Annotated in this window: 17 protein-coding genes; 15 read left to right on the top strand and 2 right to left on the bottom strand. The window is 54.2% G+C overall.

Going from position 1 to position 18,844, the window contains the following annotated elements:
• Nucleotides 1-252: 252 nt before the first annotated feature.
• The 10 genes from C8N36_RS20280 (at nt 253) to C8N36_RS20235 (ending at nt 10,057) form a co-directional block, all read left to right on the top strand.
• Nucleotides 253-1,293: a TRAP transporter substrate-binding protein gene (locus C8N36_RS20280; RefSeq protein ID WP_097806545.1), complete on the top strand. Its 1,041-nt coding sequence runs from the start codon at nt 253-255 to the stop codon at nt 1,291-1,293.
• Nucleotides 1,294-1,369: 76 nt separating this feature from the next.
• Nucleotides 1,370-1,945 carry a TRAP transporter small permease gene (locus tag C8N36_RS20275; protein WP_097806544.1) on the top strand — a complete coding sequence of 192 codons (576 nt, stop codon included), beginning with the start codon at nt 1,370-1,372 and terminating at the stop codon, nt 1,943-1,945.
• A complete protein-coding gene (locus C8N36_RS20270) occupies nt 1,942-3,255 on the top strand; it encodes a TRAP transporter large permease (RefSeq protein ID WP_097806543.1) in 1,314 nt (437 codons plus the stop codon). Before C8N36_RS20275 ends, C8N36_RS20270 begins: the two co-directional genes overlap by 4 nt.
• A gap of 49 nt (nt 3,256-3,304) precedes the next feature.
• Nucleotides 3,305-4,069 carry an SDR family NAD(P)-dependent oxidoreductase gene (locus tag C8N36_RS20265; protein WP_097806542.1) on the top strand — a complete coding sequence of 255 codons (765 nt, stop codon included), beginning with the start codon at nt 3,305-3,307 and terminating at the stop codon, nt 4,067-4,069.
• A gap of 11 nt (nt 4,070-4,080) precedes the next feature.
• The gene (locus C8N36_RS20260; protein ID WP_097806541.1) at nt 4,081-4,848 is read left to right on the top strand and encodes a crotonase/enoyl-CoA hydratase family protein; all 768 of its coding nucleotides are present in this window, start codon (nt 4,081-4,083) and stop codon (nt 4,846-4,848) included.
• Nucleotides 4,849-4,852: 4 nt separating this feature from the next.
• Entirely contained in the window at nt 4,853-5,335 is a 483-nt protein-coding gene (locus tag C8N36_RS20255) for a MarR family winged helix-turn-helix transcriptional regulator (protein WP_097806540.1), read from the top strand.
• Nucleotides 5,336-5,337: 2 nt separating this feature from the next.
• Nucleotides 5,338-7,155, top strand: coding sequence for a feruloyl-CoA synthase (locus C8N36_RS20250; RefSeq protein WP_097806539.1), 1,818 nt, complete (start codon nt 5,338-5,340; stop codon nt 7,153-7,155).
• 11 nt (nt 7,156-7,166) lie between these two features.
• The gene (locus tag C8N36_RS20245; protein WP_097806538.1) at nt 7,167-8,039 is read left to right on the top strand and encodes an amidohydrolase family protein; all 873 of its coding nucleotides are present in this window, start codon (nt 7,167-7,169) and stop codon (nt 8,037-8,039) included.
• Complete coding sequence (locus C8N36_RS20240; RefSeq protein ID WP_097806537.1) at nt 8,039-8,503, top strand: DUF3237 domain-containing protein; 465 nt, start codon at nt 8,039-8,041, stop codon at nt 8,501-8,503. The genes C8N36_RS20245 and C8N36_RS20240 overlap by 1 nt, the downstream gene beginning before the upstream one ends.
• Before the next feature lie 3 nt (nt 8,504-8,506).
• A complete protein-coding gene (locus C8N36_RS20235) occupies nt 8,507-10,057 on the top strand; it encodes an acyl-CoA dehydrogenase family protein (RefSeq protein WP_097806536.1) in 1,551 nt (516 codons plus the stop codon).
• A 1,479-nt stretch (nt 10,058-11,536) separates the two neighbouring features.
• Here C8N36_RS20235 and C8N36_RS20225 read toward each other — a convergent pair.
• The gene (locus tag C8N36_RS20225; protein WP_097806534.1) at nt 11,537-12,631 is read right to left on the bottom strand and encodes a LacI family DNA-binding transcriptional regulator; all 1,095 of its coding nucleotides are present in this window, start codon (nt 12,629-12,631) and stop codon (nt 11,537-11,539) included.
• A gap of 42 nt (nt 12,632-12,673) precedes the next feature.
• Between C8N36_RS20225 and C8N36_RS20220 the strand changes: the two genes are divergently transcribed.
• The 5 genes from C8N36_RS20220 (at nt 12,674) to C8N36_RS20200 (ending at nt 17,324) form a co-directional block, all read left to right on the top strand.
• Complete coding sequence (locus C8N36_RS20220) at nt 12,674-13,624, top strand: tripartite tricarboxylate transporter substrate binding protein (protein WP_097806533.1); 951 nt, start codon at nt 12,674-12,676, stop codon at nt 13,622-13,624.
• A 68-nt stretch (nt 13,625-13,692) separates the two neighbouring features.
• The gene (locus C8N36_RS20215) at nt 13,693-14,151 is read left to right on the top strand and encodes a tripartite tricarboxylate transporter TctB family protein (RefSeq protein WP_097806532.1); all 459 of its coding nucleotides are present in this window, start codon (nt 13,693-13,695) and stop codon (nt 14,149-14,151) included.
• A gap of 7 nt (nt 14,152-14,158) precedes the next feature.
• Entirely contained in the window at nt 14,159-15,646 is a 1,488-nt protein-coding gene (locus C8N36_RS20210) for a tripartite tricarboxylate transporter permease (protein WP_097806531.1), read from the top strand.
• Complete coding sequence (locus C8N36_RS20205; RefSeq protein WP_097806530.1) at nt 15,643-16,467, top strand: sulfite exporter TauE/SafE family protein; 825 nt, start codon at nt 15,643-15,645, stop codon at nt 16,465-16,467. Before C8N36_RS20210 ends, C8N36_RS20205 begins: the two co-directional genes overlap by 4 nt.
• Nucleotides 16,467-17,324, top strand: a complete 858-nt coding sequence (locus tag C8N36_RS20200; RefSeq protein WP_097806529.1) for an alpha/beta fold hydrolase — start codon at nt 16,467-16,469, stop codon at nt 17,322-17,324. Before C8N36_RS20205 ends, C8N36_RS20200 begins: the two co-directional genes overlap by 1 nt.
• Nucleotides 17,325-17,436: 112 nt before the next feature.
• On the opposite strand, the gene C8N36_RS20195 is transcribed toward C8N36_RS20200, so the two are convergent.
• Complete coding sequence (locus tag C8N36_RS20195; protein ID WP_097806528.1) at nt 17,437-17,628, bottom strand: site-specific integrase; 192 nt, start codon at nt 17,626-17,628, stop codon at nt 17,437-17,439.
• Nucleotides 17,629-18,844: the final 1,216 nt, after the last annotated feature.

Raw genomic sequence — 18,844 nt, 5'->3', positions numbered from 1 at the left:
CTTTGAAACCGTGCAGGCGGGGCGTGTTGGCAGTGTTTTGAGGGCTTGAGCAAGCTTGGCTTATACATACAAAAGCCGGCGGAACTGTTTGCGCTAAAACTCTGTCTGAGAAGCTGTGGGGCCGAAAGTTCATCCATTAAGCATTGATATTGCTTGATTAAAAAGTATTGCATAATAATGGTTATTAATCATAATCAAAAAGGGAGTGTTGACCCTGTGGATCGACACAGACGTCATTCTGGGAGGAAAACAATGACACTTGACCGTAGAACCATAGTGCGGACCGCTGGGGCGGCTGCCGTTTCTATCTTTGCTCTGACAAGCAGCGCGATCGCGGCGGAGGTGACTTTGCGTTTGCATCAGTTTTTGCCAGCGCAGGCCAATGTTCCCAAAAACATTTTGGATGTTTGGGCCGACAAGGTAGAGGCCGATAGTGAAGGCCGGATTGAGATCCAGCGTTTTCCGGCGATGCAGCTGGGTGGCAAGCCGCCTGAACTGTATGATCAAGTCGTGGACGGCATTGCTGACATCACTTGGACCGTTGCAGGATACAGCCCGGGCCGTTTCCCCCGTGCCGAGGTGTTCGAACTGCCCTTCACCATGACCAACGCCGAGGCTGTGTCACGCGCCTATTGGGAGTTGGCCGAAGAAAGCATGCTTGACGATGACTTCAAACAGGTCAAAGTTTTGGGCCTGTGGGTTCATGGCCCAGGTATTATCCACTCCAAGGATCCGATCACATCCGTGTCTGATCTGAATGGTGTCAAATTGCGTGCCCCAACCCGCGTCACCAACAAGATGTTTTCGAACTTTGGTGCGACCCCGGTTGGCATGCCGGTTCCGGCTGTGCCCGAGGCGCTGTCCAAAGGGGTCATCGACGCGACGATCATTCCTTGGGAAGTTACCGGCGCGCTGAAGGTCAACGAAATGGTGTCAAACCACACCATGTTTGGGGATGACGTTCTGTATACCACCACCTTTGTTTTTGCGATGAACAAAGACCGTTACAATGCACTTCCTGATGATCTGCAGGCTGTGATCGACGCCAATTCTGGTCTGGAATTCTCGGGCTTTGCGGGCAAGCAGATGCAGGTAGATGATGCGCCATCCCATAAGCAGGCAATGGAGCGTGGCAACAACATCATCGTGTTGGACGAGGCTCAGGTTGACGAATGGAAAGCGGCGGCTGCTGCGACCACCGATGCCTGGGTTGCCGAGATGGACGAAAAGGGTCTGGACGGCACGGCGCTTAAGGCCCGCGCGGCCGAGTTGATCGCGAAGCACACCAAGTAAATTTTGGGATACTGATCGGACTGCCCCGGCTTTGTACTGTCGGGGCATCCTTGCCGATCCAAGGGGGGGCATACTCATGTTAAATTGGATGGAACGCCTTGCGCGGGTGATGGCAATCATCGGTGGCATCGTGCTGACGGTGCTGGTTGTTTTGACCTGTGTCAGCGTCTTTGGACGCGGATTAAACACGCTGGGTCATGCGGGTTTCATGCCCGAGGACTTGGGCGATGCGCTGATTGCAACGGGCGTTGGCCCAATCACAGGCGACTTTGAACTGGTCGAGGCCGGGGTTGCCTTTTCGATATTTTCGTTTTTACCTGTAGCTCAGCTATATGCCGGCCATGCAACGGTGGACATTTTTACCAGCTTTTTGTCGACCAGTCTGAACAAGATCATTCAAGCCTTTTGGGAAGTGATCTTTGTGATTGTGATGATTTTGATCACATGGCGCTTCTACGAAGGTACGGTGAATAAATTCGAGTACGGTGAGACGACGTTCTTGCTGCAATTTCCGATCTGGTGGGCTTACGGAGCCAGTCTGTTTGCAGCCTGCGTGGCGACAATCACTGCCATCTACACGGCGGGCGCGCGGATCGCCGAAGCCCTGACCAACCGGAACATTCTCCCTTACTCCGAAGGAGCATCCCATTGAGTATGCTTGAAATGGGCTATGTGTCCTTCCCGATCCTGCTGCTGATGATCTTTATGCGCGCGCCAATCGGCCTTGCAATGATGCTATGCGGTATGGGTGGGCTGTATTTTTCGATGGGCGGCAGTGCCATGGTGCTGGCCAAGCTGAAAAACGAGACCTATTCGACCTTTTCCAGCTATTCGCTGACTATTATCCCGATGTTTCTGTTGATGGGGCAATTTGCGACGCTGTCAGGCATGTCGACGGCGTTGTTCAAGGCTGCCGAAAGCTGGTTGGGCCACCGCAAAGGCGGCGTGGCGATGGCGGCTGTCGGGGCCTGCGCGGGCTTTGGGTCGATTTGCGGTTCGTCGTTGGCGACAGCGGCCACGATGAGCCGGGTCGCGCTGCCAGAGCTGCGCCAATACGGATATGCGGGTGGATTTTCGACGGCAACATTGGCGGCAGGCGGTACGCTGGGCATTTTGATCCCACCCTCGGTGATTTTGGTGATCTACGCGATCCTGACCGAACAAAACATCGCCAAGCTTTTCTTGGCGGCCTTTATTCCAGGCATTCTGGCGGCACTTGGCTATATCATCACCATCTCAATTTACGTTCGCGTCAATCCGGAAAGTGCGGGCACCCGCGCGCCGGTTCCTATGCCCGAACGGGTCAAAGCCTTGGTCGATGTATGGCCGGTGGTTGTGGTATTTGGTTTGGTGGTTGGCGGCATCTATTTGGGCTGGTTCACTCCAACCGAAGGTGCTGCCGTGGGTGCGGCGGGTACAGGTGCGATTGCTTTGGTGTCCGGAAACTTGTCTTGGGACGTTTTCAAAGAAAGCATCATCGCCACCGCGACATCGACTGCGATGATCTTCTTTATTGTGCTCGGAGCGGCGTTTTATAATTCGTTTCTGGCGCTGTCGCAGGTGCCACAGGAGTTGTCAGAATGGGTAATAGGGCAGGGGTTTAGCAGCTGGACAGTGCTGATCTTGATCCTCGCGTTCTATCTGGTGTTTGGCTGCTTGATGGATAGCCTGTCGATGATCTTGCTGACCATCCCGATCTTTTTTCCGGTGATATCAACACTTGATTTTGGCATGTCACCTGAACATGTGGCGATCTGGTTTGGCATTCTGGTGCTGATTGTGGTCGAGGTTGGCCTAATCACTCCGCCGGTAGGTATGAACCTGTTCATTATCAACGCTATGGACCGGTCTACCCCGATGGTCGAAACCTACAAAGCCGTGATGTGGTTCGTAACCTCGGACATCGTCCGTGTGGTGATCCTCGTCGCCTTCCCGGCAATCACACTCTTCCTAATTCCCTAACCAAGATCAGGGACGGAATTACAACAGACCTTTCAAAGGAGCGATTTCAATGCAGATAGAAAACAAGATCGCATTGGTTACCGGTGGCGGCAGCGGACTTGGGGCAGCAACGGCGCGGCATCTCTCAACATTGGGGGCCAAGGTCGCGATCCTCGATTTCGACAGCACGCGTGCGTCCGCCGTTGCCGAGGAAATCGGTGGAATCGCGGTCCAAGCCGATGTTGGCGATGAGGCCGCGGTGAATGCGGCGCTGGATAAGGTAGAACAGCATTTTGGTTCCGCGCCACGTATCGCGATCAGTTGTGCCGGTGTTGGAATGGCCGCCCGTATCGTTGGCCGTGAAGGCAAGCTGTCTTTCGACGTATTTGAAAAGACACTGCGGGTGAACTTGTTTGGCACCTATAATGTGATGAGCCATGCCGCACGCCGTATGGCCGAACTGGATGCCTTAGAGGATGGTGAACGGGGCGTTGTGATCAACACCGCATCAGTGGCTTGGGAAGACGGGCAGCTTGGGCAGGCAGCATATTCGGCGTCCAAGGGCGCGATTGCGGCCATGTGTCTGCCTGCGGCGCGCGAATTTGCGCAGCTTGGCATTCGCGTCATGTCAATCGCCCCGGGCCTGTTCAACACGCCGATGATGGAAGGGTTGCCTGATGAGGTCACCGCTAAAATCACCGCCAATATTCCGTTTCCGGCCCGCTTGGGGAAACCGTATGAATATGCGCTTTTGGCGGCGCAAATCGTTTCAAACCCGTTCTTGAACGGCACCACAATCCGGCTGGATGGCGCTACACGCCTACCGCCGCGCTAAGGAAGTCACGTATGTCTGACCCCATGCTAAAGGTCGAAATCAACGGCCCTATCGCCACGTTGACCATGAACCGCCCCGACAAGCGCAACGCCATGTGCGAAGAGTTGCTGGTTGCTATTCACGACTTCTATTTTGCGCCCCCAGACGGGGTACGCGTGGTTGTTCTCACGGGTGTCGAAGGGCATTTTTGTTCCGGGCTCGATCTGTCCGAGCATGTGCATCGTTCCGCCGAGGAAAACCTGTACCATTCACGCCATTGGCACGGGGTGATGGAAAAGATCCAGTTTGGTGGTTTGGTCACTGTCTCGGCAATGTTTGGCGCTGTGATTGGTGGGGGGCTGGAATTGGCCGCGTCCACCCATGTGCGCATCGCCGAAGCCTCGTGCATTTTCCAGCTGCCCGAGGGGCGGCGCGGGATTTTTGTCGGCGGTGGGGCAACAGCCCGTATTGGGCGTCTACTTGGCCCCGACAGGATGACTGAAATGATGCTGACAGGCCGCAAATATGGCGCAGATGACGGTCTGTCCTTGGGTCTTGCGCATTATTCAGTGGGGGATGGCACGGCGCTGGAACTGGCCCAAACATTGGCCGGCAAGATCGCCCGTAACGCACCAATGTCCAACTATCTGATGGTGCAGTCAATTTCACGTATCAACGACATGTCGCATAGCGACGGGTTGTTCACGGAGTCCTTGGCTGCGGCGCTGTCCCAAACCACGCCAGATGCCGAAGAAGGACTGCGTGCCTTCCTCGAAAAACGTGCTCCAAAGTTCCGGTGATGTGATGAAGAAACCTATGGAAATCCAGCCCACCAACAACGACGTGACAAGGGTGAACGACGCCACGCTGCGCCAGTTTCTGGGCTATCACATGAAGCGTGCCTTTAACGTTGTGCAGGCTGATCTACTTCGCACGCTCAAGCCCTTTGAGCTGAGGATGTTGACCTATACTGCGTTGGTTTTGATCACCGACAATCCCGGCCTGCGTCAGTCGCAACTCGCGGCTGCGATGGATATCGAACGCCCCAATCTTGTGGTCATCCTCGACGAATTGGAACGACGCGAACTGATCTTGCGCGAACGGGTTCCCACCGATCGGCGCGCCTATGCGCTCGCGCCCACACTGGCTGGACGGCAGTTGTGTGACAAGGCCGTTGCTGCGGTCACGGCGCATGAAAACCGATTGCTTGAACATCTGGACCAAGACGCCCGCGCCGCTGTGGAAGCGGCCATGAAGCTGATCGAAAAAGGCGCAGGTAGGGGGTAATCATGATACGAACGAAACAGTTTCTACCGCATTCGGTGGCCAGCGAAAGCGGTGCTGATGGCACAATTTTGTTGCGCTCGAACTATGAATTGGGGCCGGTGGCCAAGAACACCGGTGAATGGCTACATTCGTGGGCTGATCAAGCTCCGAGCCGCGTGTTCCTGGCCGAACGCTACGGGGCAGGCTGGCGAAAAGAGAGCTATGCCGCAACCTTGCAAAAAGTCCGCGTGATTGCGGCCTCGTTGTTGGCGCGCGGCATGGGGCCGGATACGCCGATCATCATCATGTCGGGAAACGGTGTTGATCACGGATTGCTGTCCCTGGCGGCGCAATATGTTGGTATTCGGACCGCCCCTGTTGCGGAACAGTATTCACTGATTCACGGGGCGCATGGCCGATTACAACACGCGATTGAACTCATACACCCTAAAATGGCCTATGTCGTCGACGCGGATCAATATGGGGAAGCGTTAAAACTTGATGCGCTAAACGGTGTAGAAATTGTTGCGTCTCGTCCGGGTAGCAACACCAAGGTCACCGCATTTGATGACTTGCTCAAGGGGGACACCGGCGTTGATGTTGACGGTGCTTACAGCACAGTGACACCTGATACCGTCGCCAAGATCCTTATGACCAGCGGGTCAACTTCGGCACCCAAAGGGGTGATGACGACCCAGCGGATGATGTGTGTGAACCAGACCCAGCTGGCAGATTCCCTACCGTTTCTGCGAGAGCGCCCGCCGCGAGTGATGGATTGGCTACCGTGGAACCATGTTTTTGGAGGTTCGCATAATTTCAACATGATGCTGGCCAATGGCGGGAGCTTTTTCATTGATGATGGCAAGCCGGTGAAAGGCCTGTTTGATCGGACGTTGGAAAACCTGTCGATGGAAACCGGAACACTGGTGTTCAATGTGCCCCTTGGTTTTTCCATGCTGCTGGATGCGCTGCAAAAAGACAACGGATTGAAACACCGCTTCTTTGAGGAACTGGATCTGATTTTCTACGCTGGGGCCTCGCTTCCGCAGGATGTTTGGCAGGGCTTTGAACAGATGGCGATGGAGGTCAAAGGTGAGATTCCTTTAATGACATCAAGTTGGGGTCTAACCGAAACCGCCCCTGCAACGATGATGCAACAAGAGCCGACGGAACGATCCGGGGTTGTTGGGGTGCCAATGACAGGCATCACGTTAAAATTAATCCCGGACAGTGACATGCGCTGTGAAGTGCGGGTCAAAGGCCCCAACGTCATGCCGGGCTATTTCGAAGCCGTGGAAAAGACCGCAGACGCGTTTGATGATGAAGGGTTTTTTATCACTGGCGACGCGATGGTTTTTGTCGACAAGGACGATTTGAACAAAGGCATGCGTTTTGACGGACGTATGTCCGAAGATTTCAAACTTCTATCCGGCACTTGGGTGCGGGCAGCGGGTCTTCGGATTGATATGCTGGCGGCCTTGGCACCTTTGGCCGCTGATCTAATTGTGACGGGGCAAGACCGCAACGAAATCGGGGTGATGATTTTCCCAAACCGGGATGCATTGCAGGCGGCTGGCTATTCGGACGAACAAGACAATGGTGCGCTGGCCTGCCCGCAATTATTGGCGGAATTGCACCACCGACTAAACGAACGGGCAGGGCGGATATCGGGGTCATCAACCCGCGTTACGCGTGCCATTGTTCTGGCTGAAGCCCCGTCCCTGACCGAAGCCGAGGTCACCGCAAAGGGCAACCTCAACTTTCGCAAGGTGCTGACCCGCCGGGAGGCACTTTTGAAACGCCTGTATGACGATGCCGATAGCGGCGTTGCGAAACTCTGAAAGGAAACGCAATGGTTGATATTTCTAAAATCCGTGCGATCGATATTCACACCCATGCCGAAGAACCTTGTGGGTGTCACACCGATGATGGTTATGACGATTTGCAAGCGACTATGGCCAAATATTTTCGCGCACCATGGGAGCACCCGCCAACAATCCCGGAAACTGCGGCCCACTACCGCGCGCAAAACATCGCCGCGGTGATCTTCCCCGTTGATGCAGAACGTGAAACCGGCTACCGGCGCTACAAGAATGAAGAAGTAGCTGAATTGGCTGCTGAAAATGACGATGTCCTTATCCCCTTTGCATCTATCGATCCGCACAAAGGCAAGTTGGGCGCGCGGGAAGCGCGCCGCTTGATGAAGGATTTTGGCATCAAAGGCTTCAAGTTCCATCCTACCATGCAAGGGTTCTACCCCAATGATCGCATGGCCTATGAGCTATACGAAGCCATTGCCGAGGAGGGTGGAATTGCCTTGTTTCATACAGGGCAAACCGGTGTTGGGTCGGGCATGCGTGCTGGCAATGGTATGCGGCTGAAATACTCCAACCCCATGTATATGGACGATGTCGCCGTGGATTTTCCAGACATGAAAATCATCCTCGCGCATCCCAGCTTTCCTTGGCAGGAAGAAGCGCTGGCCGTTGCTCAACACAAGCCCAATGTCTACATAGATCTAAGCGGGTGGAGCCCCAAATATTTCCCCGAAATTTTGGTGAAATACTGTAACTCGATCTTAAAAAAGAAGGTTTTGTTTGGGTCCGATTGGCCGATGATCACCCCTGAACGCTGGTTGTCTGACTTCGAGAAAATCAATATCAAAGACGACATTCGCCCAGATATTGTCAAAGGCAATGCTGCCCGTTTGCTGGGTTTCGAATAGTGCAAATTCCGGTCCCGTCGCTGCACCATTCCTTTTCGTTGCGGGTTGAACTGTCGACCCCAATCGAGATGGGGCAGGGGCGGGGCGGGCAGCGACGGATCATTCCGATTGTCGGCGGTGTTGCCTTGGGCCCTGAAATTAAAGGTAAAATTTTGAACCTTGGCGCAGATTGGCAAACGATCTATGCGGATGGTGCGGCCTGTTTGGACACGCGCTATGCCCTTCGCACAGGTGATGGTGCGGTTATTGAGATCGTCAATATCGGTGTGCGCCACGGTCCGGAAACTGTCCTGAAACGCTTGACCGAAGGCGAAGACGTTGACCCTAACAGCTATTACATGCGCACCGCTGCCCGTCTGGAAACCGGTAGCGATCGCTACTCATGGGTTAATCACACCTTATTTGTCTGCGCTGGTGTTCGCCGCGCAGATGCCGTTGAAATTGCCTACTACAAAGTGACATAGCCAATGAAACCTTTCCGAGCACCGCTGGATGACATCCTGTTTTCCTTGACGCATGTGGCCCGCGCCTCTGACCTTCCTGATTGGGACCCTGCGTTTGCAGCAGAGTTGGGCACGCATTTCGCGGCCTTTGCCGAAGGGGAAATCGCCCCTTTGGATGAAGCTGGAGACTTGCAGGGGTGTTGCCTTGAAGGTGGTCGGGTGGCCATGCCGGATGGGTTTGTTGAGGTCTACAAAAAATATGCTGAACAGGGCTGGCCGTCTTTAACAGCCCCCGAGGAATTCGGTGGTCAGGGGATGGGGACACTGATGCTTGCAATCACTTCGGAGATTTTTTCCGGGGCTAATCACAGCATGCAGATGGTGACGGGGCTGGTTCCTGGTGCGATCCGAACCTTGCTGCGATTTGGCTCCGATGATCAAAAAGCCCGCCACATCCCACCGCTGGCTTCGGGTGAGACACTTGCGACCATGTGCTTAACTGAATCTGGTGCCGGGTCTGATTTGAGCCGGGTGCGTTGCAGGGCCGAGCCCAACGAAAATGGCTGGTCAATCAGTGGCGAAAAGATATTCATTTCAGGCGGCGATCAAGACATGAGTGATCGCATTTTACATCTGGTGTTGGCTCGATCATCTGGAAGTGGTGTCAAAGGGTTATCGCTTTTTTTGTGCCCTTGTACCCGAAAAGATGGCCGCCGAAATGCGGTTCGCGTAGCCCGGATTGAGGAAAAAATGGGGCTGCATGCGTCCCCCACATGCCAGTTAGTCTTTGACGAGGCTGAGGGGGAATTGATTGGCCACGAGGGCAAGGGTCTTGCCGCGATGTTTACCATGATGAACCACGCGCGCGCGGATGTTGCGCTGCAGGGGGTTGCCCATGCTGCTCGTGCCTATGATGTTGCCTCCACTTATGCTGTGGACCGGGTGCAGGGCCGTGGGGCGGATGGCGCGCAGGTCACTTTGGACAAGCACGCGGATGTGCGCCGCATGTTGGATGAAATCGACGGGTTGGCTTTGATCGGACGTGCAATTGCACATTTGGCTTTTGTAGCGATGGAACGTGGCGATGCCCCGAACCTTGTAGAGTTTCTGACGCCTGTGGCCAAAGTCTATTGCACCGAGGCCGGAATACGTGGAGCCGACATTGGCATTCAAGTGCTTGGTGGATACGGATATTTGCGGGAATACCGGTTGGAACAAACCTACCGAGATGCGCGGATCACTGCGATCTACGAAGGGGCCAATGGAATTCATGCGCGCGTATTGGCAACCCGGTTGGCCCATAGCCCGGCAGGGGATGCATTCGAAGCCTTTGCCATGCAAGAGGCCCAACTCTGGGAGGACGACGACATTGTGCAAGCTTTGCAGACTTGGGGTGAATTGCGTAAGGAATTGAAAGAGGCAGCCGATTCATCCGCCTTGGCAGATCGGTTTATGAAAGCCAGCATTGCGCTGCTTCAAGCCTGTCTGAGTGCGCGTTTGATCCAAGCCGCTGGACACCATAACGACCCTGCAAGGATTGTTCGGGCCGTAACGACTCTGCGCGCCTGTTGTTAGAGCGATATCGCAAAAGACCGACCTTACCGCCGGTCTGGATTGGCGCGGCACCGGATGACCCCCTTATTGGGCTGTAGGGCGCATTGGTTTGCAAACCCACCCTCTTCGTCGCGAAAAAAAAGGATGCGAGCGCCCGTCCACAGGTAGACTTCATGCTTAATGAGTCAGGCAGGCAGTCGCCCCAGCGCTGCGCTGTTTATCGATGAAACGTTTCTGGTCTGTGTGCGAGCCGATCACCAATAGACAGCACCTCAATAACCTTATGAGCGATCCTTTTGTGGTCACTTGGTAAAGCAAATATTTCATTGGTAACAACGGGGTAAGCACGGGGCGGCAAGGTTGGCATACGGTATATTCACAAGTTTGTATTTGGTGCTCGGGTCGCCGCCCTAACACGCAAACGAATGCACAAACAGTGGGTGATGGTTGCTGTTGATTTTGGCAATTTGATATCCATTGTTGTAATCGGGTGCAAGCGGATCGCCGCCAGCCTTGGGTGTTACTTGGCATGCTCAACTAATGACTTGCCCTCGATCAAAGCCTCACGTTCTTACGCATTTGGAACCGTTTGTATTCCATTACAGGGGCTGTGATATTCGGATGCAGATATATCGGCTGACTGGGCATCCGCAGCGCTTGGCCAGCAAAGGAGCGGCATCAAGCCGACTGGTTCAGGTGTGACCCGAAACGAGCCTGACACGCCCCACACAGCCCGAGAGGGAGGGTCAGCGGTCAAAACCGCTCAAGCAGGCCGCTCTTGACAGATTTGTTATGCAAATCGCCTGCCGGCAATGGGAACACATGACTACTTCTGACTAATGCACAAATCTGATCAAAATATCCTGCTACGCAAGTGCCATCTACACAAGATATTGGCAGATCAACCAGAAAGTGTTCGAAGGGTTCCACAGTAGCTGTCCCTAAGCCAACCATCTGGCTGCACACGCCAAAAAAACAGCAATACGCAGATAGCGGAGTTGTCATAGGAGACCGTCATCCTGAGGCATCAACACAGGCGCGCTGCAACACTGTGAGAAAACCGGACATTGATGGGCTGGGCAACGAAAGTTCGGGTGGAGGACGGCTGAGCGCCGCAGCGGCTTTTGCGAATGCGGCCTTTGCTTGCGAAGCATGTCTTCGTACCAGCAGCAGAATTTTTGCCGCGTTGCAGTCTGTTCACTGAAGTAGGCCGTTCATTGTTGTCGGATTTGATGGGCTTGAAACCAGTTTTTCAACGCAACATGCTCGGTCGAAACGGATGCGAGACTTTGGTGCCGCTCATGAACTGGTTGCTGTGCGGGCTTCGCGGCTGCGAAGGAGATGATGAACAACCATGGATCGCCGACCCTTGCTACACAAACGCAAGCTTTCCCTCACCGTTCAAACAGCTAACATCAAGATGTTGAATGCAACACAATCGGCAAAATGTTGCAGATCCAGATCAATTTTCCGCCCTGGTGTGCGGCATCAAAAGCAAGGTCAGGTCGTTTCGCCATCGATGATTTTGAAAGACAAATCTTTGACTTGCGGCCCTTCGAATTTCGACGACAACAGCAGGCGCGCGGCCTCTTGCCCCATCTCGTAGCGCGGTGTTTCCACCCCTGATAGCAACAGAGGCGTAGCCTTGCCGATGTCGATACCATTGAACCCCATCACTCCCAATTCGGTGGGCACGTCGATCCCCGATCGCATGGCATAAAACAGGCCACCCAGCGCGAGATCATCATTTGCGTAGAAAATGCAATCCAGTTCGGGATGCATTTCGATCAGTTTCGCCGTCGCAGATGACCCTACGCTGGCCGAAGATCGATCATCAGATATGTATGACCCGATCAGTGGTGAGCCGAGCGCCGCTAACCGCTTTTCGAAAGTCAGTCTGCGCGCACGAGATCTGTCAGGCTTCTCACGCCACGCACCGACGTACCCGATGTTGCGATAGCCTTTCGCGTACAAGTAATCTGCCGCTGCACTTGCAGCTTCATTTTGAGAGATGCCAACGGCCGAGCCGATAGGTGAGCCATCAATGTCCATGATCTGGACAACTGGGATGTCCAGCTGACCGATCATTCCGGCGACAGCCGGATCTTGGTGCAGGCCGGTCAGAATGATCCCCATTGGCGACCAAGCCAGCAGTTCCCGAACGACTTCAAGCTCTCGTTGCGAATCGTATTCGCTCACACCAAGGACCGCGTGCAGACCATGTTTACTTAAGACTGACTCAATACCATCCAGCACTGATGAAAAGACAATGTTACTCATCGAGGGAAGAACTACCGCAACTTGATTGCTGGTCTGGCTCTTTAGAGCGCCCGCAAGACGGTTCGGCGTGTAGCTCAAAGCATTCGCAGCTGTCATGACCTTTTCGCGCAATGATGCCGAGATGTTAGGCGCGTCACGCATCACCCGCGAAACAGATATTTCAGACACACCCGCCAAGTTGGCGACGTCTTTCAGAGTAGCGCGTGCAGGCTTGTGGAAGCGCAGATTGGAACCGTTAGTCATGGAGAGATTGTAGATCATGCGCGGGCAATTGACAACGCTATCATTATTGATTGACAACGTTGTCAATTGCATGACAACGTTACCAAGATGATTTTCTATGGGAGGAAAACTAAGATGCTTAAGATTTTTTCTATTGCGGCGGCTGCTGCAGTCGTTGCGGCAAGCAGCGTCTCTGCTGAGGGCTTTCCTGAGCGTCCAATCAACCTGATCGCGCCGTTCAATGCCGGCGGGGGCACAGATCTTTTGTTGCGCGGTTTGGCACCGCATTTCGCCGAAGCCATCGGCTCTGACGCTTATGTGTCCAACATGGCAGGCGGGTCCGGTACGGTCGCGGCTTCTGCTTTGCAGGCTCAGCGCCCTGATGGCTATCAGTTGGCCTATATGTCGGTGACCGTCTCGACCATTCAGCCACAAATCAAGAATGTGCCTTACGGCATCGACAGCTGGACGCCGATCTGTTCGATCGCGGCGTCTCCGACGATGCTTTTTGTATCTGGTGATAGCCCCTATCAAAACATGGACGATGTGGTCGCTGCGGTGAAGGCAGCCCCCGGCGAGCTGGTCTATGGGTCATCCGGTCCGGGCGCGATCACGCATTTGACGATGGTGTCGGCCTTTGCAGGTCTTGGCATTATTGATGACATGAAACACCTGCCATTCCAGGGGTCCGGCCCAGCCATCAAGGAACTGACAGCAGGCAACATCCAGTTCTTCGGCGATACGGAGTTACTAGTTGAACGTGGTGATTTCCGCCCGTTGGTGGTGTTCAATGATGCGCGTGTCGAGAACTTTCCAAATGTTCCAACGGCAACAGAAGTCGGAATCGAAGCGCCTCTGAACGAGCTGTACCTTTGGGGCGGTCTCTTTGCACCAGCAGGTTTGGAGCCGGAGGTGACTGCAAAGCTCGAAGCAGCTTGTGCAGCCGCCGTTGTATCCGAAGGTTTCCAAGAGTTTGCTGCAAACTCGGGTACTGTGGTTAACTATCGTGGAGCGGAAGAGTTTAATGACTTCTACCGCGCGCAATACGACGCGAACGCGGCTTTGATTGAAGCTGCAGGTCTGTAATTCGCCAATCGCACCTGCGGGATTGATCCGCAGGTGCACCTTCATTCTTCTGATTAAAGGAACAAATCATGCAGCGCTTCGTGAGCGAACGCATTCTGGTGCAAGTGGGACTTCTTATTGTTGCGGTCGCTCTTTTCGCGTCGACGTTTGGTCAAAGTTTCTCTTCCTCGGATCTTGCACAATCGCCGATGTTTTTTCCTAGGATAATTCTTGTTTTGTGGATCGGTTTGGGCGTGATTTCTCTGATCCAATCGTTCAAATCAGATGAAAAAACACGTCAGATTGCGAGTTGGCCGCGTATCGGAATCGTTTTGGTCGCTGCTTTGATATATACCAACCTTATTGGTTCTGAAGGGTTCTTTATCCCATCGGTTGGATTTGCTGTGATCAGTCTTTTGGCTTTCGGCATCCGCAATCCGATCTTGGTGCTCCTTTTTGCGGTGCTTGTTCCGGGCTCTCTCGTCCTGCTGTTCAATCACACATTGGGCATGCCTTTGCCAACATCCCGTTTTTCCTATTTTTTCTGAGGCCGCTATGCTCTCTTCTTTGCCTGAAGCCGTTGCCATTCTGTTGAGCCTCGAAGGACTTCTCGTTCTTGTGGTCGGCACCATCCTTGGGATTATTCTTGGCGCAATGCCGGGGATCGGGTCGACAGTCGCCGTGGCGATTGTGCTGCCCTTCACTCTCACTATGTCGCAAGCCCCGGCGATTATCTTGCTGCTGGCCGTTTATGCCGGTTCCGTTTACGGCGGTTCTATTGCCGCCATCCTGATCAACACACCGGGCACACCTCAATCGGCTGCGACATGTCTCGACGGCTATCCCATGGCGCAACGCGGAGAGGCTGGACTGGCTCTTGGTTGGGCAACCGTCGCCTCTGTGATTGGCGGGTTGGTTTCGGCAGTTGTCTTGATATTTGCAGCCCCGCAGCTGGCTGCTTTCGCGCTAGAGTTTGGCCCGATTGAGACATTCGCGCTCATTCTTCTTGGCATGACCTGTATCGTTTCTGTGTCGACCGGGTCGGTCGTAAAAGGCTTGATGGCCGGGATGATCGGTATTTTTCTATCCACCGTTGGCGGTGATCCTATCCTTGGCGAAATGCGTTTTACCTTTGGAAATTGGCAGTTGTTTGCCGGATTTAATTTGCTGGCCGTCGTCATTGGTGTCTTTGCGCTTTCTGAAGTGTTTATGCGGGCAAGCACCAAGCAATCTACGGTTTCCGAGTTGGTAAGCTTCAACGGTATCGTCTTGCCAAGCCTGAGCATGTGGAAAGGTCGCTTCAAGAACCTCGCGAAATCCGTGGCCATCGGCAACGTGATTGGGGTGCTGCCGGGAACGGGCGCTGCGACAGCGGCTTTTGTTTCTTATGCAGAAGGGCGCAGGTCATCCCCCAACGGTGACGGTTTCGGCAAAGGCGAACCAGACGGCATTGTTGCATCCGAGGCGGCAAACAACGCCGTGACGGGGGGGGCTTTGGTGCCCACAATGGCCTTGGGTATTCCTGGTGATGCGATTACTGCCGTGATGCTGGCGACACTTACGCTACATGGCATCACGCCCGGCCCGAAATTGGTCGAAGACAACCCGGTGCTTATCGCGACGATCTTTTCGGGGTTCTTCGTTATCAACCTCCTGCTATTGCCGCTTGGCATGTTGCTCTCTCGCGTTGCGGCCCCGATTTTGCGCGTGCGAGAGGCGTTTATGATGACGGCCATCGTCATCCTTTGTGCGGTTGGTATCTATTTTGTGCGCGGCAACGTATTTGACCTGCTGGTCATGGGCGGCGCGGGTTTCATTGGTTTTCTTTTACGCCGTCAGGGATTTCCTATGGCACCGCTGGTGATCGGCATGGTGTTGGGCCCAACGCTTGAGCTAACTCTGCGCCAAGGGCTGATCCTGACTGATGGGAACTTTTTGGCGTTCTTCACGGGTCATCCGATTGCACTGGTATTGGGCATTACGGCTGTTGCGGCCTTGCTGTTGCCCGTCGTGCGTAGTTTGCAGAAAAGAGGCACAGCATGATCGAACCAACCAACTGGCTATTGATCACTCCGATCCTCTTGTTCGTGGGAGCAGTTGCAGGCACGCTTGCCGGATTGCTTGGAGTTGGCGGTGGTATTGTCATCGTGCCAGTCTTGTTCTGGCTGACCGGAATTGGATTGTTGAATGTTGCGCCGGATGTCGCGGTTCACTTTGCGGTCGCAACGTCCCTACTGACCATTATTCCCACCTCGATCTCGTCCGCGCGGGCACACCACAAAAAAGGGTCGATTGATCTGAGCATGTTCAAAAGCTGGGCACCGTTCATGACTGCGGGGGCTTTGATTGGAGGGGTTCTTGCAGCCAGCATCGACTCATCCGCACTTGCCGCTGTCTTCGGTGTGATTGCAATCATTGTGGTGATAAACATGTTGAACCCCAAACCCTTCACCCTGGCAGAGGCTCCGCCCGAATCCTTGGCCGCGCGGGCCGCTATTGCCGGACCGATTGGGATGTTTTCTGCAATGATGGGAATTGGCGGTGGTACTCTTTCAGTGCCGACCATGACTTTGCTGTCTTTTCCGGTGCATCGGGCCGTTGGCACAGCGTCCTTGTTCGGTTTGATCATCGCCATCCCCGGAATTGTCGGCTACGCCTTGGCGGGCCAAGATATTCCCGGCCTGCTGCCAATGTCTGTCGGCTATATCAATATACCGGCAGCGATCATCATTTCATGCGCGACCTTCGTGTGCGCACCTTTTGGTGTGAAAATTGGGCACTGTTTGAATGCCCGCGGGTTGCGGATCGCCTTCGCGATTTTTCTGGGCATCAGTGGCCTGCGTATGTTGTCCGGTGTATTTTGATGAGCGGCGGGATCTTTGAATCGATGCTCACCACTGAGCGGCTGGGTCTTTATCACTTGCGCAATTCCCATAGTGGCAATCTGCCCCGTGTCCTGTTTCTAGGCGGGTCCAATTTTGATTTACGGCTCAAACGGGCCTTTCTGGCAACCCCGCTTGTCCAAGAGTTCGACTTCGCCACTTATGAACCCCGCGGAATCGGGTGCACGGAACAGCCAACGGGTGACTGGGACATGTTGGACTACGCACAGGATGCAATTAGCTGTCTTGATGCGCTGAACTGGCCTGATGCACATGTCATTGGCGAAAGCTTTGGTGGTATGACGGCCCTCCATTTGGCAACGGTTGCACCCGAGCGTGTCAAGAGCCTTACAATTGCATCGGCCACCGCAGGCGGACCGGATCATCACTCTCACGACATTTCGGAATTCTTGACCTTGTCACGCGAAGAGGCCGCCACCGCATCACTGAAACTGCAAGACAACAGAAACGCCTCCTTAGCCGAAGAAGACCCGGCCGCTTTCGGCGAAAAACTTGCGGCGCGACTGGCCTTTGAGGTTCAGTTTGCTACGCCATCAATTGCAAACGGCGGCTATGCGCGTCTGCTTGATGCACGGCGCGACCATGATTGTACCAACAGCGTGGCGCAGATTCAGATACCTTCCCTCATCCTCGCGGGTCGCTACGACAGGCAGGCACATCCAGACGCGCAACGCGTGCTAAGCGAGGCGCTTCCACGGTCTGAATTCCAAGAATACGATGCCGGACACGGGGTTCTTTTTTCTGACCCAAAGGTGCTCCAAACCGTCACGTCTTTCCTCGCCCAACACGCAGATCGTTCAATGGTAGAGATCACCTAATTAAGAAACTCGCAGTCATGGGTCCTGTCATGGGCCTTGGATCAATGGGTTTTGGCATTGAGCATTGAGCATTGAGGGCTTCGGGCGGGGCACAAGGTTTGGGGCAGTGACGTCAATGCAAATCAAGCCGCCCGGCGCGAAGGTTGCCAGCCTTACGGTAGATTTCTGCAGCTTTGGTCCGGCGCAGCGAATGGCTACTATAGCTGATCGGGGCAAGTCTGATCGAGGTCACCCAATCTGGAACAAGGCGACCATACTGGCGCGCCGCGAAATGCGCATGGTCATGGACGCTGTTAGGGAACATGAAAATGGCAGCCGATCATCTTTGGAGATCCCCCCACGCAATGACGGTGTCTCTTGTGTTTTCAGTCAGTTCAAACTGAACCGGAAGCTTGGTTTTGCTCTGAACCACCGAAACCCGTTCGCGACTGCGTCCCTCTTTGACCAATTCGGTCACGGCGAGTGTGACGAGATCATCGCTTCGCAACTCGCTGTCCACCGTAACGTTGAACAGCGCAAGGTCACAAAGATAACCTGCAATTTCAAGACGCGTGCGGATAGCCCACACAAGTTGGGAAACAGCGGTCGTTTCTGTCCGGTGGTCCGGCCCTTGTTCCAGGCTTTACGATTCAGGGTCACTGCGGGAAGTTGGACGCTAGGCATACTAAGTCCTCCAATCCTCCCTCCATGCCCAGACATCAGCCCCCTGCTTCAAAGGCCGGGCGCGGGATCGTTCAACACCAGTCTCTAGTGAAACCGACACCAGCTTTGCAAACTGATCAATGTCATCGACGGCTAGCGATGAAGACGCGTCTCAAGTGTTGAAAGCGCCGTGAAACAAATTACCCAAATGTGCCTGTTCGGAAATGCAATCGCAGCATCGGGTTTCGCCGTTAACTATCAGGCGATGATGATTTTTCGCATGATGGGCATGTCCGGTTTTGGTTTTTAGAGACCAAACAGCTTTCAAGCCAGATTTATGCGCTCCTTCAACGGCGAATTTGTTTCTTGATCTGTCATCGAAATGGTCAAGTTCCTTCATATGGGCCGCGGCTGGCTTTCTGCTCCTTTTTGTCATCGTCGCGGTCCTCGACGCCTGAACGCACTTGCACCCAAAAAGAAACACGGCCTTTCGACTGGGCTTGCGACATGGCGTTTTCATTTTTACCTAAAAGGCGAAGACTGATCGCTGGGAAACAAAAAGCTGACTGAAAAGTCTGTTTGCTGAATGTCCGCAAATCGTACGGCAGTTTGTGTGTTCGACCCTTTGTCCGTGCGGCAGCCAGTATGAATGGCGGGTCTGCTTGCCGAGCCACAGCGAAGGATTTTGCGCTATTGGCTTGTATCGGGCATCTAAAAAACTTGGTGGGCCAAATCGTTGATGTCTTATGTCGGCAGTGCTGACAACGCGAGCTTTTGTGCTGCGGGCGCGCCAACGGGGCGTTCCCAAGACAGAGGCCAACCCCGAGAAACTACGGGAAACGACCGACCGGTGATGTCACGTATAGGGTGCCCTAAAA

The sequence above is a fragment of the Pelagimonas varians genome (assembly GCF_003208435.1).
GTDB classification, from domain to species: domain Bacteria; phylum Pseudomonadota; class Alphaproteobacteria; order Rhodobacterales; family Rhodobacteraceae; genus Pelagimonas; species Pelagimonas varians.
The sequence above is the reverse complement of the archived record's forward strand: the minus strand, read 5'-3'. Positions and strand labels throughout refer to the sequence as shown.

What these genes read in the sequence shown, in the direction of transcription:
- C8N36_RS20280 (WP_097806545.1), top strand. Translation starts at nt 253, where the DNA reads ATGACACTTGACCGTAGAACCATAGTGCGGACCGCTGGGGCGGCTGCC.
- C8N36_RS20275 (WP_097806544.1), top strand. Translation starts at nt 1,370, where the DNA reads ATGTTAAATTGGATGGAACGCCTTGCGCGGGTGATGGCAATCATCGGT.
- C8N36_RS20265 (WP_097806542.1), top strand. Translation starts at nt 3,305, where the DNA reads ATGCAGATAGAAAACAAGATCGCATTGGTTACCGGTGGCGGCAGCGGA.
- C8N36_RS20260 (WP_097806541.1), top strand. Translation starts at nt 4,081, where the DNA reads ATGTCTGACCCCATGCTAAAGGTCGAAATCAACGGCCCTATCGCCACG.
- C8N36_RS20255 (WP_097806540.1), top strand. Translation starts at nt 4,853, where the DNA reads ATGAAGAAACCTATGGAAATCCAGCCCACCAACAACGACGTGACAAGG.
- C8N36_RS20250 (WP_097806539.1), top strand. Translation starts at nt 5,338, where the DNA reads ATGATACGAACGAAACAGTTTCTACCGCATTCGGTGGCCAGCGAAAGC.
- C8N36_RS20245 (WP_097806538.1), top strand. Translation starts at nt 7,167, where the DNA reads ATGGTTGATATTTCTAAAATCCGTGCGATCGATATTCACACCCATGCC.
- C8N36_RS20235 (WP_097806536.1), top strand. Translation starts at nt 8,507, where the DNA reads ATGAAACCTTTCCGAGCACCGCTGGATGACATCCTGTTTTCCTTGACG.
- C8N36_RS20225 (WP_097806534.1), bottom strand. Translation starts at nt 12,631, where the DNA reads ATGCAATTGACAACGTTGTCAATCAATAATGATAGCGTTGTCAATTGC.
- C8N36_RS20220 (WP_097806533.1), top strand. Translation starts at nt 12,674, where the DNA reads ATGCTTAAGATTTTTTCTATTGCGGCGGCTGCTGCAGTCGTTGCGGCA.
- C8N36_RS20215 (WP_097806532.1), top strand. Translation starts at nt 13,693, where the DNA reads ATGCAGCGCTTCGTGAGCGAACGCATTCTGGTGCAAGTGGGACTTCTT.
- C8N36_RS20210 (WP_097806531.1), top strand. Translation starts at nt 14,159, where the DNA reads ATGCTCTCTTCTTTGCCTGAAGCCGTTGCCATTCTGTTGAGCCTCGAA.
- C8N36_RS20205 (WP_097806530.1), top strand. Translation starts at nt 15,643, where the DNA reads ATGATCGAACCAACCAACTGGCTATTGATCACTCCGATCCTCTTGTTC.
- C8N36_RS20200 (WP_097806529.1), top strand. Translation starts at nt 16,467, where the DNA reads ATGAGCGGCGGGATCTTTGAATCGATGCTCACCACTGAGCGGCTGGGT.
- C8N36_RS20195 (WP_097806528.1), bottom strand. Translation starts at nt 17,628, where the DNA reads ATGTTCCCTAACAGCGTCCATGACCATGCGCATTTCGCGGCGCGCCAG.